This is a genomic window from Isoptericola sp. NPDC055881, assembly GCF_053615895.1.
Genome location: NZ_JBSHCR010000081.1, coordinates 1 through 16,143, shown reverse-complemented (window position 1 = coordinate 16,143; position 16,143 = coordinate 1). Strand labels below are relative to the sequence as shown.

Genomic DNA, 16,143 nt, shown 5'->3' with positions numbered 1-16,143 from the left:
GGCGCCAGGCTACCGGCGCCCGTGCGCCGCCACCCGCGCCGGTCCCGGCCGCCGTCGGCCGCGCCGTCCCCCGGACGCTCTAGGCTGCCCCCATGGGTACCGCGCTCGTCACCGGCGCCACCGCCGGCCTCGGCCTGGAGTTCGTCTGGCAGCTCGCCACCGCGCGACACGACGTCGTCGTCGTCGCGCGCGACGTCGACCGCCTGGAGGAGGTCGCCACGCAGGTGCGCGCCGCCGCCGGCGTGCGGGTGGAGGTGCTGCCCGCCGACCTGTCGGTCCCGGAGGACCTGGAACGGGTCGCCGCCCGCCTGGCCGTGACCGGCGAGGAGGCGGGGGACGACCGGCGCCCCGTGGGCCTGCTCGTCAACAACGCCGGGTTCGCGACGGCGCAGCGGTTCGTCGACGGTGACCTCGGCGTCGAGCTGTCCGCCCTCGACGTCATGGTGCGCGCCGTCCTCGTGCTCTCCCACGCCGCCGCCGGGCAGATGACGTCCCGCGGCCGGGGCGCGATCCTCAACGTGGCGTCGGTCGCGGCGCTCACCGCGGGCGGCACGTACGCCGCGGCGAAGGCGTACGTGCGGTCGTTCACCGAGGGGCTCGCCGTCGAGCTCCGGGGGACGGGCGTCACCGCGACCGTGGTGTGCCCCGGGTTCGTGCGCACCGAGTTCCACGACCGCGCAGGCATCGACATGTCCCCGATCCCGGACGGCGGGTGGCTCGACGCGCCGCGCGTCGTGTCCGAGGCGCTCGCGGAGGTGCGCCGCGGCGTGGTCATCACGACGCCGTCCGTCCGATACAAGGCGGCGTCCGCGCTGCTGCGCCTCGCCCCGCGCTTCGCCGTCCGCGCCGTCGGCGAGTACCGCTGACCCGCCGTCGTCACGGTGGGGCGGGCCCCGTACCCTGGTGCCCGTGACGACCACCGACGCTTCCTTCGGCCCGACGCCCCGCGAGCAGCTGCGCGACCTCATCACCGAGCTCGCCGTCGTGCACGGGAAGGTGACGCTGTCCTCCGGCAAGGAGGCCGACTACTACGTCGACCTGCGCCGCATCACGCTGCACCACCGCGCGGCCCCGCTCGTGGGCCACGTGCTGCTCGACCACCTCGAGGAGGTCGGCCTGGGCACCGCGGAGGTGGACGCCGTCGGTGGCCTCACGCTCGGCGCCGACCCGATCGCGGACGCGCTGCTGCACGCGGCCGCCTCCCGCGGCCAGGACCTCGACGCGTTCGTGGTGCGCAAGGCCGCGAAGGCGCACGGCATGCAGCGGCAGATCGAGGGCCCGGAGGTCGCCGGCCGCAAGGTCGTCGTCCTCGAAGACACGACGACGACCGGCGGATCGCCGATCGCCGCCATCGAGGCGCTGCGTGCCGCGGGTGCCGAGGTGCTGGGCTGCGCGACGATCGTGGACCGGGCCACGGGCGCGGGCGAGAAGATCGAGGCGCTCGGCGTGCCCTACCACTACCTCTTCGACCTGGCGGACCTCGGCCTCGCCTGAGCCGACGACGGAGCAGCAGCTCGCTGCGTCGTCAAACGTGGTCGATGAGGTCCGAGATCGAGTCCACGACGTGCGACGGGGGGAACGGGTATGTGTCCACCTCGGCGGCGGTGGTGGAGCCGGTCATCACGAGGAACGTCTCCAGCCCAGCCTCGATGCCGGCCACGACGTCGGTCCATGCGGTCGCCGATCATCGCCGTCACCTCCGAGTGGGCGTCGATCCAGTTGAACACCGAGCGGAACATTATCGGGTCCTGCTGCCGAGAACCACGGCTGGTTCAGGCGTGACACTGGTGCGCCTAAACGGAGAGGAGTCGTTCTCGACGGCCACGTGTCGCTCTGCGTTTTGCGGGCATGGATCGGGGCATGCTCAGGTAGGCTTCCACATACCCAACTGATGGAGTGTGACGTGTCACTGGCAGATGAAATAGCAGCGAGGCGGCAATACATCCGCTCAGACGGCTACACGATGTCTATCGGCGAGTTCACCAATCTCTATCGTGATCGCGAGATCATAATTCGACCAGAGTACCAGCGGCTTTTTCGTTGGTCGGCTGAGAAGAAATCGCGACTCATTGAGTCGTTGCTCCTGGACATACCACTTCCTTCGATCTTCGTTGCCGCGCAAGATGACGGTGTCTGGGAGGTAGTTGATGGACTTCAGCGCCTCTCGACGATCTTTGAGTTCATGGGTCTCCTGCGGGACGAAGCGACGGGGAAAGTGTTGCCGCCAAGCAGCCTTCTGGCGACAAAATATCTACCTTCGCTAGAAGGATGCTTCTACGAGAATCCCGATGACCAGGATAATTCGCTCGACGTCGCTCAGCGCCTCGCCTTGAAGCGGGCAAAGTTGGACGTGAAGATCCTGCTACGGGATACAGATCCAACCTTCAAATTCGAGCTCTTCGACCGACTGAATTCAGGGGGGCAGCCCACCTCTGAACAGGAGGTCCGTACAGCGCAATTACTTATGAGTCACGCGGACTTCTTCCGTTGGCTTGACGGAAACCGAAACTCGGAGGCTTTCAAAGACTCCCTGCCGCTGACGAGCCGACAGATTGCAGAGCAATACGATCTCGAACTGGTAATTCGCTTCCTCGTCTTGCTGTACAGTCGACCGTCTGCACTCACGGGTTTCGCGGAATTCGATGCGCTCCTAACCGATCAGTCCGTGGCGATGGCTTCGGAGGACCGATCGACGATTCTCGACTCCTATAGCATTGCCGCGGCAAGTGACCTGTTCCGACGGACATTCGCGGTCATTGCCAGCATTGGAATTGACGCCTTCCGGCGGTACGACGTTCGCAGAGATCGATTCTCCGGCGGCTTTTCGGTATCAACTTTTGAGGCGCTCTCGATTGGTGTCGCGAGGAACATCGACGCGTGGGAGTCGGAGCAAGACGCACCATCGAAGTTGATCGATAAGTGCAAGTTGCTAGCTGCGGATCAGCGCTTTCGAGACCGCTCTGGTGCTGGCGTCCGGGCTTCGCAGCGAATTCCTGTAATGGTGGAGATCGGTCCTGAGATCTTTAGGCCGTAGGGTGGGAACCACTCGTACGGTAGAGCAACTTGTGGACCAGATCGATGCAGACCTGGCGTGGAGGAAGTTGGAGCTTGCCTCTTGGTCCAGCATGTTGGGTCGAGCAAAGGGTGCTCAAAGAGACGTTCTTGTCCGCGGCGCATGGGCGCTCCTGTATGCCCATTGGGAAGGTTTTGTAAAATCATCCTGCACGCACTATGTTGAATTTGTCGATTCCCAAGGTCTCGATATTGATGACCTTAGAGACTGCTTCGTGGCGATCGCCTTGAGATCGCACCTGGCGGCTGCCGCAGCCTCAACTCACGGTTCTGCACACACTCAGATAGTTTCGGCAGTGCGAGCGGGATCGCTGAAGGCGAACCTGCCCACGGACCGCGTGACGATCAAGACGAATGCGAATTTGAAGTTTGAGACGTTTGAGGAGATTCTTCTTTCAATCGGCTGTGACCCTGCGGACTTCGACGATCTCGCGGGCCCTCTAGACACAGTACTCCTAAAGCATCGCAACGACATTGCGCATGGCCGCTACCTGCTTGTGTCGGTCGGTAAGTGGGAGCATCTAAAAACTTTGCTCGTCTCCGCGATGGACAAATTAAGAACTCAGATCGAAAATCGCGCCGCAACGCGTGCGTACAGACGAAGCTAGCGGTTCAGGTAGCGTGAGGAACTCCTACGGCGCGCGCGGTTTGAAGTGAGCCGATGACCGCCTCGCGGCGGCGTCTAGGGCGGGCGAACGGAGCGTGGTCCGCGAGCCGCGCAGCCTGGGAGCGTCGTTGGATCAAAGCAGAGTTCCATCGGCAGGATCGACTGTGTGGATCGCTCGAATCTGGGAGTTCTCGTCGAGGCGCAGGCCGATGTGTCCTCGGGTAGTCCAGATCTTACGCGACTGCTCCGGTTACATTGCCGAGTCGTTCCGGTCTGGTGGAGGGCCGGAACGACTCGGCCCTACCGTCGAGCACCTCAGGCGTCGCGCCCGGACGACCGTCGCGGGCTCACCTTTATTCGGCGCGGGAAGCTCGGAGGTGGTTGCGTGCCCCCAGCAGCTCTAGCGGCAGGGTCAGCGTCGCCACAACCGCTCGACGATCGAGGGCGCGGGCACCCCAGGGGTGGACCCGTACGCCGGGCCCGAAGACTTAAACCCTCAACTGCTGCAACAGCAATGCTCTAATGGGGCCGCGTCAGATAGGGCCGAGCGGTCAGACACGGTCGATGAGGTCCGCGATCGAGTCCACGACGTGCGACGGGCGGAACGGGTAGGTGTCCACCTCGGCCGCGGTGGTGGAGCCGGTCATCACGAGGAACGTCTCCAGCCCGGCCTCGATGCCGGCCACGACGTCGGTGTCCATGCGGTCGCCGATCATCGCCGTCACCTCGGAGTGGGCGTCGATCCGGTTGAGCGCCGAGCGGAACATCATCGGGTTTGGCTTGCCCACGTAGTACGGCGACCGTCCGGTGGCGGCCTGGATCATCGCGGCGACGGCCCCCGTCGCGGGCAGCGGGCCCTCCGCCGACGGCCCCGTCGTGTCCGGGTTGGTGGCGATGAACCGGGCGCCGTCGCGCACCAGGCGGACGGCCTTGGTGATCGCGGTGAAGGAGTACGTGCGGGTCTCGCCGAGCACCACGTAGTCCGGGTCCGACTCGGTGAGCGTGTACCCCGCCTCGTAGAGCGCGGTCGTGAGCCCGGCCTCGCCGATCACGTACGCCGACCCGTTCGGGATCTGGTCGGACAGGAACTGCCCCGTCGCGAGCGCCGACGTCCAGATCGCCTCCTCCGGCACGTCGATCCCCGACGTCCGGAGCCGGGCGCGCAGGTCGCGCGGCGTGAAGATCGAGTTGTTCGTGAGCACGAGGAACGGGCGTTCCGCGTCGCGCAGCGCCCGCACGAACTCCGGCGCCCCGGGGATGGCTCGGCCCTCGTGCACGAGGACGCCGTCCATGTCGGTCAGCCAGCACTCGATCCGTCGTTCGCTCACGCGCTCACCCTAGTGGGCGGGCCGCCGGCGTGCGTCCGCCAGGATGGGGCCATGACGACGATCGTGGTGGTGGGCGGCACCGGGCAGGCGGGGCGCGCCGTCGTGCGCGAGGCGGGGACGCGGGGGCTCGACGTGCGGGTGGTGTCCCGCCGTCCCCCGGAGTCGACAGACGGCGCGGCGCACCACGCGGTGGACCTGCTGGGCGACGACGAAGTCGGGGTGGTCGCCGCCCTGACCGCCGCGTTCGACGGAGCCGACGCGGTGGTGGACGCCAGCAACGGGATGGCACCCGGTGCGCAGGCCGTGTTCACGACCGGTGCGCGACGGGTCGCGGAGGCCGCGGGGCGGGCGCGCGCGGGCCGCGTCGTCGTGCTGTCGATCGCCGGGGTGGACCGCAGCGGGTACGCGTACTACCAGGCGCACGCCGAGCAGGAACGGGTCCACGCCGCGGGACCGGTGCCGGCGACGATCGTGCGCGCCACGCAGTTCCACGAGTTCCTTGGGATCTTCTTCGGCCGGGACAGCCGGCTCGGCGCCTGGTCGCGGGCGGGGCTGCTGCCGTACCCGCGCGGCTGCCGGTTCCAGACGATCGACCTGCGCGACGTCGCCCGCGCGCTCGTGGACGCGGCACAGGGCGACGACCCGCTCGGCGTCGCGCCCGTGCCCGGCCCGTCGGGCGCACCGACGGTGACCGTCGGCGGCCCCGAGGTGCGCGACGCGCGGGACCTGGCGCACGCCTGGCGACGCGCGCAGGGCTCGCGACGGCTGCCGGTCGGCGTGCCGCTGCCCGGCCCGCTCGGCGAGTTCTTCCGGGCCGGGCGCAACCTCGTGCCGGACGCCGCCGTCGGCACGGTCACGTACGACGAGTGGCTGGCGGGCCGGTGAGCGTGCCCGCCCCCGAGCCTGCCCCCGAGGCCGCCCCCCAGCCCGCGCGCGAGGTCGGCGTCGGGCCCTGGCCGGGCGGCCCGGAGACATGGCCACGCCGGCCCGACGGCGCCCCCGACCCTCGCTTCGACTCCGACCTGCTGGCGCACGGCGACCGGCGCAACGTCGTCGACCGGTACCGCTACTGGACGGTGGAGGCCGTGGTGGCGGACCTCGACGCCCGCCGCCCCGCCGACCGGCAGCTGCACGTCGCCATCGAGAACTGGGCGCACGACCTCAACATCGGGTCGGTGGTGCGCACCGCGAACGCGTTCAACGCGGCCGGCGTGCACGTCGTCGGGCGGCGGCGCTGGAACCGCCGTGGCGCGATGGTCACCGACCGCTACCTGCACGTCCACCACCACCCGGACGCGGCGGCGCTCGCGGCGTGGGCCGCGTCGGCCGACGACGGGGCGGGTCTGCCGGTGGTCGGGGTCGACAACGTGCCGGGGTCGGTGCCCCTGGAGGCCTACGACCTGCCGCCGCGGTGCGTGCTGCTGTTCGGCCAGGAGTCGGTGGGCCTGACGGCGGAGGCGCAGGAGGTGTGCGCCGACGTCGTCCACATCACCCAGCACGGCTCGACGCGCTCGCTCAACGCGGGTGCGGCGGGGGCGATCGCGATGCACGCGTGGGCCGCGCGCTGGCTCGCCCCGTCTCACCCAGCCGACGGCAGGTGACTCCCATGACCGGGACGTGAGAAAATCTGGGTGCATGCGGGTCGCACGGCGCCCGTCGCGACGAAGCATCCCGCTGCATCCTCGTACGCCCCGTCATTGGAGTACCGCAGATGCCTATCGCAACCCCCGAGGTCTACGCCGAGATGATCGACCGGGCGAAGGCCGGCAAGTTCGCCTACCCCGCCGTCAACATCACGTCGTCGCAGACCGTCACCGCCGCGCTCCAGGGCTTCGCCGAGGCCGAGTCGGACGGGATCATCCAGGTCTCCGTCGGCGGCGGTGAGTACGCCTCGGGTGCCACGATCAAGGACCGCGTCGTCGGTTCGCTCGCCCTCGCGGCCTACGCCACCGAGGTCGCGAAGAACTACTCGGTGAACATCGCGATCCACACCGACCACTGCGTCAAGAAGAACCTCGACTCCTGGGTCCGCCCGCTGCTCGCCCTCGAGGCCGAGCAGGTCAAGGCCGGCAAGAACCCGACGTTCCAGTCCCACATGTTCGACGGCTCGGACATCCCGCTGGACGAGAACCTCGTCATCGCGGCGGAGCTCCTCGAGCTCTCGCAGGCGGCGCGCACCATCCTCGAGATCGAGGTCGGCGTCGTCGGTGGCGAGGAGGACGGTCACGAGGCCGCCATCAACGACAAGCTCTACACGACGGCCGAGGACGGTCTCGCGACCGTCAAGGCGCTCGGCGCAGGCGAGAAGGGCCGCTACCTGACGGCCCTCACCTTCGGCAACGTGCACGGCGTGTACAAGCCGGGCGCCGTGAAGCTCCGCCCGTCGATCCTCGCGGACATCCAGAAGGCCGTGGGCGACGAGATCGGCAAGGAGAACCCGTTCGACCTCGTGTTCCACGGTGGTTCGGGCTCGACGGCCGAGGAGATCTCGGAGGCCGTCGACAACGGCGTCATCAAGATGAACATCGACACCGACACGCAGTACGCGTTCACGCGCCCGGTCGTCGAGCACATGTTCAAGAACTACGACGGCGTCCTCAAGATCGACGGCGAGGTGGGCAACAAGAAGGCCTACGACCCGCGCGCCTGGGGCAAGCTGGCCGAGGCCGGCATGGCCGCCCGCATCGTCGAGGCCGCGCAGCAGCTGCGCTCCGCCGGCCACAAGATGTGATCTCCTGCCTCACGCCGAGGTAGTCGGAGACTCGCCGAGGTAGTTCTGAGGGCGGTCCGCACCTGGTGCGGGCCGCCCTCAGCACTACCTCGGCAGGGCTTGGACTACCTCGGCGTCGGGGTCTCCAGGTCGAAGCCCGGGTCGACGTCGACGATCTCCAGGAGTTCACCGATGCGGGTGACCTCGAGGAGGAACCGCACGGTGGGGGGTGCGCGCAGCACCCGCACGCGGTGCGGGCTGCGCGACGCGAGCCGTGCGAGGAACGCCACACCGGACGAGTCCATGAAGGTGACGTGGTGGGCGTCGATCTCGACGGGGAGGCCGGAGCCCTCGGCGTCGGAGATCGCCTCTCCGAGCTCGGCGCCGATGTCGGCGTCGATCTCTCCGGACAGCACCACGCGGGCACGCGACGCGCCCACGATGACGTGCACGCTCGCGGGGTCTCCCAGCTCGGGCATCACGTCTGCCTCCCTCACGTCTGCACGCCGCAGGTCACGTGGGGTCGAGTTCGATCCGTCGTGCACGGTGCTCCTTCCACGCGCCGGGGCGTTCATCTCGAGTCTCGGCGGACACCAATCTACGGTTGAATGACCAGCAAGAACACCAACCCGGGCGGGGAATCTTGGCAGTGGAGGCATTATGACCGAATCATCCGGTCCTGTGCCGCCCCTCCCGAGTGGTTTTCTTGACGTCGCGGTCGCCGACGCCATCATCCCGGCCTTCGTGACCGGCTCCTGGGACGACGGCATGCCCGTCCTCTGGGTGAACGACGCGTTCGCCCGCCAGACCGGCATCGGCCTGAGCGACCTCGCCGCGCTGGGGGAGCACCCGCTGCTCGCGCTCGTCGCCGACGACACGGAGCGCGAGCGCAGCCAGGAGGACCTGCGCGCCAGCCGTCCGACCACGCGCATGGTGCGCGGCCGCCACCCCGACGGGGCGGGCACCTGGTGGCAGGTGACGATGTCCCCCGTGCCGGACGCGGACGGCCCGGCCCACCGGTGGTTCGGCACCGCCACCGACGTGTCGACGCACGTCGAGCGCCAGGCGGCACAGCTCGCGTCCCTGGAGGTCGAGCGCCGCGAGCGGGCCGACCTCGACCTCATCGCCCAGACCACCGAGCTGCTCGGCGACCTCGAGTACCCGTACGCCCTGCGCGACATCGCCGACCTGCTGCGCTCGCTCGTGCCCTGGGCGGGGTTCTACGTCAACGACGACGGCCTCCTCTTCGCCGACGGCGTGGACGTCGCCTCGCCCCCCAGCGGTCGCGGACGCCGGCACGCCCGCTACGTCCCGGAGGCCCCGGACGGGGACGCCGAGGGCTCGCCGGTGCACGAGGGGCACGAGGGGCACGAGCCGGTGCGGGACGAGGTCCAGGACCTGCTCGAGGGCGTCATCGAAGGGCCGGTGATGCTCCGCCTCGACGCCCGCTTCCCCGCCCACGCCGCCTCGGGCTGGCTGCGCCGCGACGTGCTGCGGCGCGTCGTCGAGGAGACCGGTGCCCTGCCGCGCGCCGTCGTCGTGCACGCCGTGGCCGGCCGGCGTCGCGTGCTCGGGCTCCTCGCCACCTGGCACGGCGTCGGCGTCGCCGCCGACGGGACGGTCACGGAAGCACCCGGCCCGGCGCCGACCGAGCCGCAGCACGTGCACACGGTGATCGAGGTCGTCGCCCGCCGCGCCGGCACCGCCATCGACAACGCGCGCCTCTACGCCCGCGAGCACCGGCTCGCCGAGGCCCTCCAGCGCGCCATGCTGCCCGAGCAGGCCGACGTGTCCGGGCTCGACGTGTGGACCTACTACGCGCCCAACGCCGAGCATGCCCAGGTCGGCGGCGACTGGTACGACGTGCTCCAGATCAGTGACGGCACGGTCGGGCTCGTCGTCGGCGACGTGGTCGGGCACGACGTCGAGGCGGCGGCCGCGATGGGTCAGCTGCGCTCCGTCGTGCGGTCCTACGCCTTCGAGCTCGCCACGCCCGGCATCGTCGTCGACAGGGTCGACCAGCTCGTCACCGGCATGCGCATCCCGCGCTCCGCGTCCATGGTCTACGCGACGCTCAAGCACCAGCCCGACGGCGACGCCTGGACCGTGCAGTACACGCGCGCCGGCCACCTGCCGCCGCTGCTGCTGCGCGACGGCAAGGTCACGCAGCTCGCCGGCGGCGCCGGGTCGCTCGTCGGCTTCGGCTCCCGCCCCCGCACCACCGGGCAGGCGGAGCTGCGCCGCGGCGACGTCCTCCTCTTCTACACCGACGGCCTCATCGAGCGCCGCGACCGTTCGCTCAAGGTCGGTCTCGACGCGCTCGTCGAGACCTCCGCCCGGATCACGGCCCGCGACGCCGCCGGGGTGGGGGAGGAGCTGCTCTCCCGGCTCGCCGACGCGCCCGAGGACGACGTCGCGTTGGTGGTCGTGCGGGTGCCCGACCCGGTCGCCGACGCCGAGACCCAGCCCTTGAGCCCCCGCTCACGCCGGTGGCTGCTGCCCAGCGAGCCAGCGTCCATCGGCCGTGCCCGGCACGCCGTGCTGCGCACCTGCCAGGCGTGGGGGCTGCCGGAGTCCGCGTCCGCCGAGCTCGTCGTCTCCGAGCTCGTCGCCAACGGGGTGCTGCACGGCTGGGGCAACATCGCGCTGCGGCTCTTCGACACCGGTGACGGCCTGCGCATCGAGGTCGAGGACTCCAACCCCGCCCCGCCCGTCACCACGGACGGGCACCCCAACCGCGTCGGCGGGTTCGGGATGCAGATCGTGGAGCGCCTGGCCGACTGGGGGTGGCGGCCCGCCGGGTCGGGCAAGCTGGTGTGGGCGAAGCTGCACGCGAGCTCCGGCACCCCGCGGTAGACCGTCCTGCCCGACCGTTCCGGAAGCTCTCCCCGAACCGGTGGCGTCCGACACCAGGTGCAGGTCCTGCCCTCATGAGTACGCCCGAGTCCTGAGATGCCCGTGCAGATCTTGCAACTCGCCGGCGCTGCGGGTGCTGAGAGGTCACGATGGGGCCGGAAGAAGGTCCACGGGAGAAGGTCCGCCGAGAAGTCGGCGGGCACCCCGACAGGTGGATGTACGGGCGCAGCACCTGACATCCGAGGAGGGAGACGTGATCGGGATCTGTCGCCGGACGCGTCTGGTCGGAGTGCTCGCCACAGGCGCCGTCGCCGCGATGGCGGGATGCACGGCCCCGGCCCCCGCCCCGGCGCCGACGACCGCTGTCAGCGGTACGGCCCGGTTCGCCACCGCCGCGATCGACGTCGTCGGGGAGGACGGCGTCGGGATCGATCTGAACCTGCTGTTCGTCGCCGACCCCGAAGACCCGGTCTGGGACGCGACAGGGGTGACGGCCGGCACCCGCCACGTGGACGACTTCGACATGCTCCGCGGCACTCAGGGACACGTCGAAGGTGTCGGCGAGCGGCGTCTCGGGAACCTCACGTTCAACGTCGATGCGCACGACAGCCTGGTCGAGTTCTCCACGATCACGCTGACGGTCGACGGCGCGGAGCAGACGTTCGACGTGGGCCAGGTGAGGGTGTACCCGAACCGGGAGACCGACGGCCCGTTCGAGGTCACCGGCGAAGCGACCGTCACCGCACCGAGCTGCGGCACATTCACGCAGAAGTTCGAGGCCCACGAGAAGGCGGGGCGGGCGCCGATCGTCAGGGCGCTCAACGCGTCGGACTACGTGGACGTCTCGGCAGAGGCCACGACGAGCAGGCGGCTGCTGACCACGCGGGTGAGCGTCCGGTGCGATCCCGCCGCTGACTTCGTGATGGTGACGCCCATGATCGAGGTCGACACCGACGGCGAGCGTGCACTGCTCCCGACCACCACGGTCACCATCGGGTACAACCCCACCCCCGAGACGATCGAGAAGATCGCCTCCAGGCCGGGTCAAGGACCATGACATGACCAGCGACGACGGCCACCCGTTCGTGGGAACAGGTGGCCGTCGTCGTGTCGTGTGGAGTCAGATGCTGCCCTGGTGGCGTCAGTCGCGCAGCGCGCGGACCTCGTCGACGGACGTGCCGGAGTCACGGAGGAACTGCGTGCAGCGGTCGGCCTCGGCGGTCTCGCCGATCTGACCGGCCGCGGTGGCCAGGGCGGCGAGGGCGCGCAGGAAGCCCTGGTTCGGGACGTGGTCGGCGGGGATCGGCCCCTGGCCGCGCCAGCCCGCGCGGCGCAGCGCGTCCAGGCCGCGGTGGTACCCGGTGCGGGCGTACGCGTAGGCCGCGACCGACCGTGCGGCACTGGGCTCCGCACCCGCGCCGTCGAGCGTGAGCTCCGCGAGCACGGCCCAGGCCAGAGAGGCTGCGGGGTGGTCGGCGGCGAGGCGGGCCGGGTCCTCCCCGGCGTCGAGACCCTCGCGCACCTGGGGGTGGTCGTCGGGCAGGCGGGTGGGAGGCGGGCCGGCGAGCAGGTCGTCCACGGGGGAGGTCATGGGCCCATTCTCGCCCGCTCGCGGAGCCCTGCGCCCTCGGGCGTCGTGCAGGCCCGGTCCCGGGTACGCTCGGCAGCATGATCGAGATCGCGACGTCATCGACGACGACGACGCTCGTGATCGCCGGTGACCTCGACCTCGCGGAACGCGACCAGTTCCCCGAGATCGCCACCCGGGTGGTCGGGCTGCGCCGTCAACTGCTGGTGATCGACATGTGCCGGGTCACCTTCATGGACTCGACGGGCGCTGCCTTCCTCATCTCCCTGGCGGACGCCGGGCGCAAGCGCGGCGGGGCCACGGTGCTGCGCGGTGCCGACGAGCGCGACCTGTTCGTGCTCGAGGTGTGCGGCGCGCTCGACCTGTTCCGCATCGACCGTGACCACCGGTGCGAGTCCGCGCCGGCGTCGTCGGCCCCCGCGTCGCACCGACCCGCCTGACCGCCCTCCACCGGTCCGCCGGCGGAATCTCCGGCCGATCCTCCGGCTGATCCTCCGGCATGGTCACGGACGGGTAAACTCGGGCGCGGCCCGGCCGAGGAGGCCCGCCCACGGGCGACATGCCGGGCCTCGTCGACACGAGGAGATTTCATGCCAGCCGTGGTGCTCGTCGGTGCCCAGTGGGGCGATGAGGGCAAGGGAAAGGCCACGGACCTGCTCGGGTCCCGGGTCGACTACGTCGTGAAGTTCAACGGCGGCAACAACGCGGGCCACACCGTCGTCATCGGTGACGAGAAGTACGCCCTGCACCTGCTGCCCTCCGGCATCCTGTCGCCCGGCGTCGTCCCGGTGATCGGCAACGGCGTGGTCGTGGACATCGACGTGCTGTTCGAGGAGCTCGACGACCTGATCGCCCGGGGCGTCGACGTCTCGCGCCTGCTCGTCTCGAGCCAGGCGCACGTCATCGCCGGGTACCACCGCACGCTCGACAAGGTCACCGAGCGGTTCCTCGGCAAGCGCCGGATCGGCACCACCGGCCGGGGCATCGGGCCGGCGTACGCGGACAAGATCAACCGCGTCGGCATCCGCATCGCGGACCTGTTCGACCCCAAGATCCTGCGGGAGAAGGTCGAGGGCTCGCTCGACCAGAAGAACCACCTGCTGGTCAAGGTCTACAACCGCCGCGGCGTCGAGATCGACGAGACGGTCGACGAGCTGCTCGCCCACGCCGAACGGCTCCGGCCGATGGTCGCGAACACCCCGCTGGTGCTGAACCAGGCCCTCGACGCCGGCAAGAACGTCCTGTTCGAGGCCGGCCAGGCGACCATGCTGGACATCGACCACGGCACGTACCCGTTCGTCACGTCCTCCAGCGCCACCGCGGGTGGCGCGGTCACCGGGTCGGGCATCGGACCCACCCGCGTCGACTCCGTCATCGGCGTCATCAAGGCGTACACGACGCGCGTCGGCGAGGGCCCGTTCCCCACCGAGCTGTTCGACGACATGGGCGAGTACCTGCTCAAGACCGGCGGGGAGTACGGCGTCACGACCGGCCGCGCGCGCCGCTGCGGCTGGTACGACTCCGTCATCGCGCGCTACGCGGCGCGCATCAACGGGCTCACCGACCTGGTGGTCACCAAGCTCGACGTGCTCACCGGCCTGGAGAAGGTGCCCGTCTGCGTCGCCTACGACGTGGACGGCACCCGCTACGACGAGATGCCCGACGACCAGTCGGCCTTCCACCACGCGAAGCCGATCTACGAGGAGATGCCCGGGTGGTGGGAGGACATCTCCGGCGCCCGCCGCATCGAGGACCTGCCCGCCAACGCGCAGGCGTACCTTGCCCGGCTGGAGGAGCTCTCCGGCTGCCGCATCTCCGCGGTGGGCGTGGGCCCGCGGCGCGACGAGATCATCCCGGTGCACGACCTCATCCACGCACGCTGACCGTGGCGGCTCCCGCGCAGGCGTCCCCGCAGGTCGTCGCCGCGCTCGCCCCGCACGGGGCGCTGCGCGCGGTGCTCAACCTCGGCAACCCGGTGCTGGCGCAGGGCACGCCGGACGCCCCCGCCGGCGTCACGGCGGACCTCGCGCGGGAGCTGGCGCGTCGCCTCGGGGTGCCGGCCCGCCTCGAGTGCGTGGACAGCGCGCGGCTGTCCTTCGCGGCGGTCGCGGAAGGACGGGCCGACGTCGGCTTCCTCGCCGTCGAGCCCGAGCGGGCCGCCCACGTCGCGTTCACGGCGCCGTACGTGCTGATCGAGGGCGTCTTCGCCGTGCCCGAGGACTCCGTGGTGCGCACGGCCGAGGACGTCGACCGCCCCGGCGTGCGCGTCGGCGTCAAGCAGGGCTCCGCCTACGACCTGTACCTCACGCGCACCCTGCAGCACGCTCAGGTGGTGCGTGGTGCCGACGGGACCGTCGCGTTCGAGGAGCACGGCCTGGAGGTCGCGGCCGGCATCCGCCAGCCCCTCACGCGCTACGTGGGGCAGCACCCGGGGCTGCGCCTCGTCGAGCCCCGGTTCACCGAGATCCGCCAGGCCGTGGCCACCGGCCGGGACCGGGACCCGGCCGCCGTCGCGTGGCTGCGCGACGCCGTCGCCGGACTGGTCGCGGACGGCTTCGTCACGGCCGCCCTCGAACGCTCCGGACAGGACGCCACCGTCCCCGGTTAGCATGGCTGCCCGTGAAGATCCTCGTCGTCGGGACCGGTGCCCGCGAGCACGCCATCGTCCACGCCCTCGCGTCCGAGGCCGCCGAGGGCACGCAGCCGGCGCACGAGCTGCACGCGGCCCCCGGCAACCCGGGCATGGCCGCCCAGGCGACCCTGCACCCCGTCGACGCGAACGACGGCCGCGCCGTCGCGGCGCTCGCGCGGACGCTGGGCGTCGACCTCGTCGTCGTCGGGCCGGAGGCCCCGCTGGTGGCGGGCGTCGCCGACGTGGTCCGCGAGGCCGGCATCCCGTGCTTCGGGCCGTCCGGCGAGGCCGCACTCCTCGAGGGCTCGAAGGCGTTCGCCAAGGACGTCATGGCGGCCGCGAACGTCCCCACCGCCATGGCGCACGTGTGCACCACGGAGGCGCAGGTCGCGGACGCGCTCGACGCCTTCGGGGCCCCGTACGTCGTCAAGGACGACGGCCTGGCCGCCGGGAAGGGCGTCGTCGTGACGTCCGACCGCGACGCCGCCCTCGCCCACGCCCGCGAGGCGCTCGACGCCCGCGGCGGCGACGGACGAGTCGTGGTCGAGGAGTACCTGGACGGTCCGGAGGTCTCCCTGTTCTGCCTGTGCGACGGCGCGACCGTCGTGCCGATGGTGCCCGCCCAGGACTTCAAGCGCGTGGGTGACGACGACGCCGGCCCCAACACGGGCGGCATGGGGGCCTACACCCCGCTCGGCTGGGCGCCGTCCGGCCTGGTGACCGAGGTGGTCGACCGCATCGCGCAGCCCACGGTCGACGAGATGGCGCGCCGCGGCACCCCGTTCTCCGGCGTGCTGTACGTGGGGCTCGCGCTGACCAGCCGTGGGACTCGCGTGGTCGAGTTCAACGCCCGGTTCGGTGACCCGGAGATCCAGGCGGTGCTCACCCGGCTGCGCACGCCGCTGTCCGGTGTGCTGGTCGCCGCCGCGACCGGCCGGCTCGACGGCGTCGAGCCGCTGCGCTGGTCGGACGACGCCGTGGTCAACATCGTCGTCGCGTCGCAGGGCTACCCCGAGTCGCCGCGCAAGGGCGACGCCATCGGCGGCATCGAGGCCGCGGAGGCGCTGGAGGGCGTGCACGTGCTGCACGCCGGCACCGCCCTGACCGACGACGGCACGCTGGTGTCCGCCGGCGGCCGGGTGCTGTCCGTGGTCGGCCAGGGCGCGGACCTCGCCGCAGCGCGGGCAGCGGCGTACGCGGGGGTCGCGCAGATCACGCTGGACGGCTCGCACCATCGCAGCGACATCGCGCTGAAGGCCGAGCGCGGCGAGGTCGCGGTCCCCTGAGCACGAGCGCGGACCGGCAGGTGACGACCTGCCGGGGCGCCCGGGGGGCCGGGGGGTGTAGGTG

At 70.8% G+C, this 16,143-nt stretch carries 16 protein-coding genes and 1 pseudogene; 13 read left to right on the top strand and 4 right to left on the bottom strand.

Features of this window, described 5'->3' with window-relative positions; all coding sequences use genetic code 11:
• Positions 1–92: 92 nt before the first annotated feature.
• Entirely contained in the window at positions 93–866 is a 774-nt protein-coding gene (locus tag ACWGKI_RS18355; RefSeq protein WP_452188915.1) for an SDR family NAD(P)-dependent oxidoreductase, read from the top strand.
• 43 nt (positions 867–909) lie between these two features.
• Positions 910–1,494 (top strand): orotate phosphoribosyltransferase, encoded by a 585-nt coding sequence (gene pyrE / locus ACWGKI_RS18350; protein WP_452188913.1) that lies wholly within the window; start codon positions 910–912, stop codon positions 1,492–1,494.
• 31 nt (positions 1,495–1,525) lie between these two features.
• Here the strand turns inward: pyrE and ACWGKI_RS18345 are convergent.
• Positions 1,526–1,748: pseudogene (locus ACWGKI_RS18345) on the bottom strand (HAD hydrolase-like protein); the annotation flags it as partial.
• Between the two features lie 155 nt (positions 1,749–1,903).
• Between ACWGKI_RS18345 and ACWGKI_RS18340 the strand changes: the two are divergent.
• Both ACWGKI_RS18340 and ACWGKI_RS18335 read left to right on the top strand, forming a co-directional pair.
• Positions 1,904–3,034 (top strand): DUF262 domain-containing protein, encoded by a 1,131-nt coding sequence (locus ACWGKI_RS18340; RefSeq protein ID WP_452188911.1) that lies wholly within the window; start codon positions 1,904–1,906, stop codon positions 3,032–3,034.
• Positions 3,035–3,065: 31 nt separating this feature from the next.
• Positions 3,066–3,680, top strand: a complete 615-nt coding sequence (locus tag ACWGKI_RS18335) for an MAE_28990/MAE_18760 family HEPN-like nuclease (protein ID WP_452188909.1) — start codon at positions 3,066–3,068, stop codon at positions 3,678–3,680.
• 550 nt (positions 3,681–4,230) lie between these two features.
• Here the strand turns inward: ACWGKI_RS18335 and ACWGKI_RS18330 are convergent.
• Positions 4,231–4,971 carry an HAD-IIA family hydrolase gene (locus ACWGKI_RS18330; RefSeq protein WP_380245409.1) on the bottom strand — a complete coding sequence of 247 codons (741 nt, stop codon included), beginning with the start codon at positions 4,969–4,971 and terminating at the stop codon, positions 4,231–4,233.
• An 87-nt stretch (positions 4,972–5,058) separates the two neighbouring features.
• Here ACWGKI_RS18330 and ACWGKI_RS18325 point away from each other — a divergent pair, with 87 nt between their 5' ends.
• The 3 genes from ACWGKI_RS18325 (at position 5,059) to fbaA (ending at position 7,738) form a co-directional block, all read left to right on the top strand.
• Entirely contained in the window at positions 5,059–5,892 is an 834-nt protein-coding gene (locus ACWGKI_RS18325) for an SDR family oxidoreductase (protein WP_452188907.1), read from the top strand.
• Positions 5,889–6,608: a TrmH family RNA methyltransferase gene (locus ACWGKI_RS18320; RefSeq protein WP_452188905.1), complete on the top strand. Its 720-nt coding sequence runs from the start codon at positions 5,889–5,891 to the stop codon at positions 6,606–6,608. The genes ACWGKI_RS18325 and ACWGKI_RS18320 overlap by 4 nt, the downstream gene beginning before the upstream one ends.
• A 110-nt stretch (positions 6,609–6,718) precedes the next feature.
• Positions 6,719–7,738 (top strand): class II fructose-bisphosphate aldolase, encoded by a 1,020-nt coding sequence (gene fbaA / locus ACWGKI_RS18315; RefSeq protein ID WP_380245404.1) that lies wholly within the window; start codon positions 6,719–6,721, stop codon positions 7,736–7,738.
• 104 nt (positions 7,739–7,842) lie between these two features.
• Here the strand turns inward: fbaA and ACWGKI_RS18310 are convergent, their stop codons facing one another.
• The gene (locus tag ACWGKI_RS18310) at positions 7,843–8,262 is read right to left on the bottom strand and encodes an STAS domain-containing protein (protein WP_380245031.1); all 420 of its coding nucleotides are present in this window, start codon (positions 8,260–8,262) and stop codon (positions 7,843–7,845) included.
• A 136-nt stretch (positions 8,263–8,398) separates the two neighbouring features.
• Here ACWGKI_RS18310 and ACWGKI_RS18305 point away from each other — a divergent pair, with 136 nt between their 5' ends.
• The gene (locus tag ACWGKI_RS18305; RefSeq protein ID WP_452188903.1) at positions 8,399–10,573 is read left to right on the top strand and encodes a SpoIIE family protein phosphatase; all 2,175 of its coding nucleotides are present in this window, start codon (positions 8,399–8,401) and stop codon (positions 10,571–10,573) included.
• A 253-nt stretch (positions 10,574–10,826) separates the two neighbouring features.
• Positions 10,827–11,630 carry a hypothetical protein gene (locus ACWGKI_RS18300; RefSeq protein WP_452188901.1) on the top strand — a complete coding sequence of 268 codons (804 nt, stop codon included), beginning with the start codon at positions 10,827–10,829 and terminating at the stop codon, positions 11,628–11,630.
• Positions 11,631–11,714: 84 nt separating this feature from the next.
• Here the strand turns inward: ACWGKI_RS18300 and ACWGKI_RS18295 are convergent, their stop codons facing one another.
• Entirely contained in the window at positions 11,715–12,164 is a 450-nt protein-coding gene (locus tag ACWGKI_RS18295) for a DUF3151 domain-containing protein (protein WP_380245028.1), read from the bottom strand.
• Between the two features lie 77 nt (positions 12,165–12,241).
• Here ACWGKI_RS18295 and ACWGKI_RS18290 point away from each other — a divergent pair, with 77 nt between their 5' ends.
• The 4 genes from ACWGKI_RS18290 (at position 12,242) to purD (ending at position 16,079) form a co-directional block, all read left to right on the top strand.
• Positions 12,242–12,601, top strand: coding sequence for an STAS domain-containing protein (locus tag ACWGKI_RS18290; RefSeq protein WP_380245027.1), 360 nt, complete (start codon positions 12,242–12,244; stop codon positions 12,599–12,601).
• Positions 12,602–12,751: 150 nt separating this feature from the next.
• Positions 12,752–14,044, top strand: coding sequence for an adenylosuccinate synthase (locus ACWGKI_RS18285; protein WP_380245026.1), 1,293 nt, complete (start codon positions 12,752–12,754; stop codon positions 14,042–14,044).
• A 2-nt stretch (positions 14,045–14,046) separates the two neighbouring features.
• Complete coding sequence (locus ACWGKI_RS18280) at positions 14,047–14,769, top strand: transporter substrate-binding domain-containing protein (protein WP_452188898.1); 723 nt, start codon at positions 14,047–14,049, stop codon at positions 14,767–14,769.
• Positions 14,770–14,780: 11 nt separating this feature from the next.
• The gene (purD, locus tag ACWGKI_RS18275) at positions 14,781–16,079 is read left to right on the top strand and encodes a phosphoribosylamine--glycine ligase (RefSeq protein WP_380245024.1); all 1,299 of its coding nucleotides are present in this window, start codon (positions 14,781–14,783) and stop codon (positions 16,077–16,079) included.
• Positions 16,080–16,143: the final 64 nt, after the last annotated feature.

What these genes read in the sequence shown, in the direction of transcription:
- ACWGKI_RS18355 (WP_452188915.1), top strand. Translation starts at nt 93, where the DNA reads ATGGGTACCGCGCTCGTCACCGGCGCCACCGCCGGCCTCGGCCTGGAG.
- ACWGKI_RS18330 (WP_380245409.1), bottom strand. Translation starts at nt 4,971, where the DNA reads ATGGACGGCGTCCTCGTGCACGAGGGCCGAGCCATCCCCGGGGCGCCG.
- ACWGKI_RS18325 (WP_452188907.1), top strand. Translation starts at nt 5,059, where the DNA reads ATGACGACGATCGTGGTGGTGGGCGGCACCGGGCAGGCGGGGCGCGCC.
- fbaA (WP_380245404.1), top strand. Translation starts at nt 6,719, where the DNA reads ATGCCTATCGCAACCCCCGAGGTCTACGCCGAGATGATCGACCGGGCG.
- ACWGKI_RS18295 (WP_380245028.1), bottom strand. Translation starts at nt 12,164, where the DNA reads ATGACCTCCCCCGTGGACGACCTGCTCGCCGGCCCGCCTCCCACCCGC.
- ACWGKI_RS18290 (WP_380245027.1), top strand. Translation starts at nt 12,242, where the DNA reads ATGATCGAGATCGCGACGTCATCGACGACGACGACGCTCGTGATCGCC.
- ACWGKI_RS18285 (WP_380245026.1), top strand. Translation starts at nt 12,752, where the DNA reads ATGCCAGCCGTGGTGCTCGTCGGTGCCCAGTGGGGCGATGAGGGCAAG.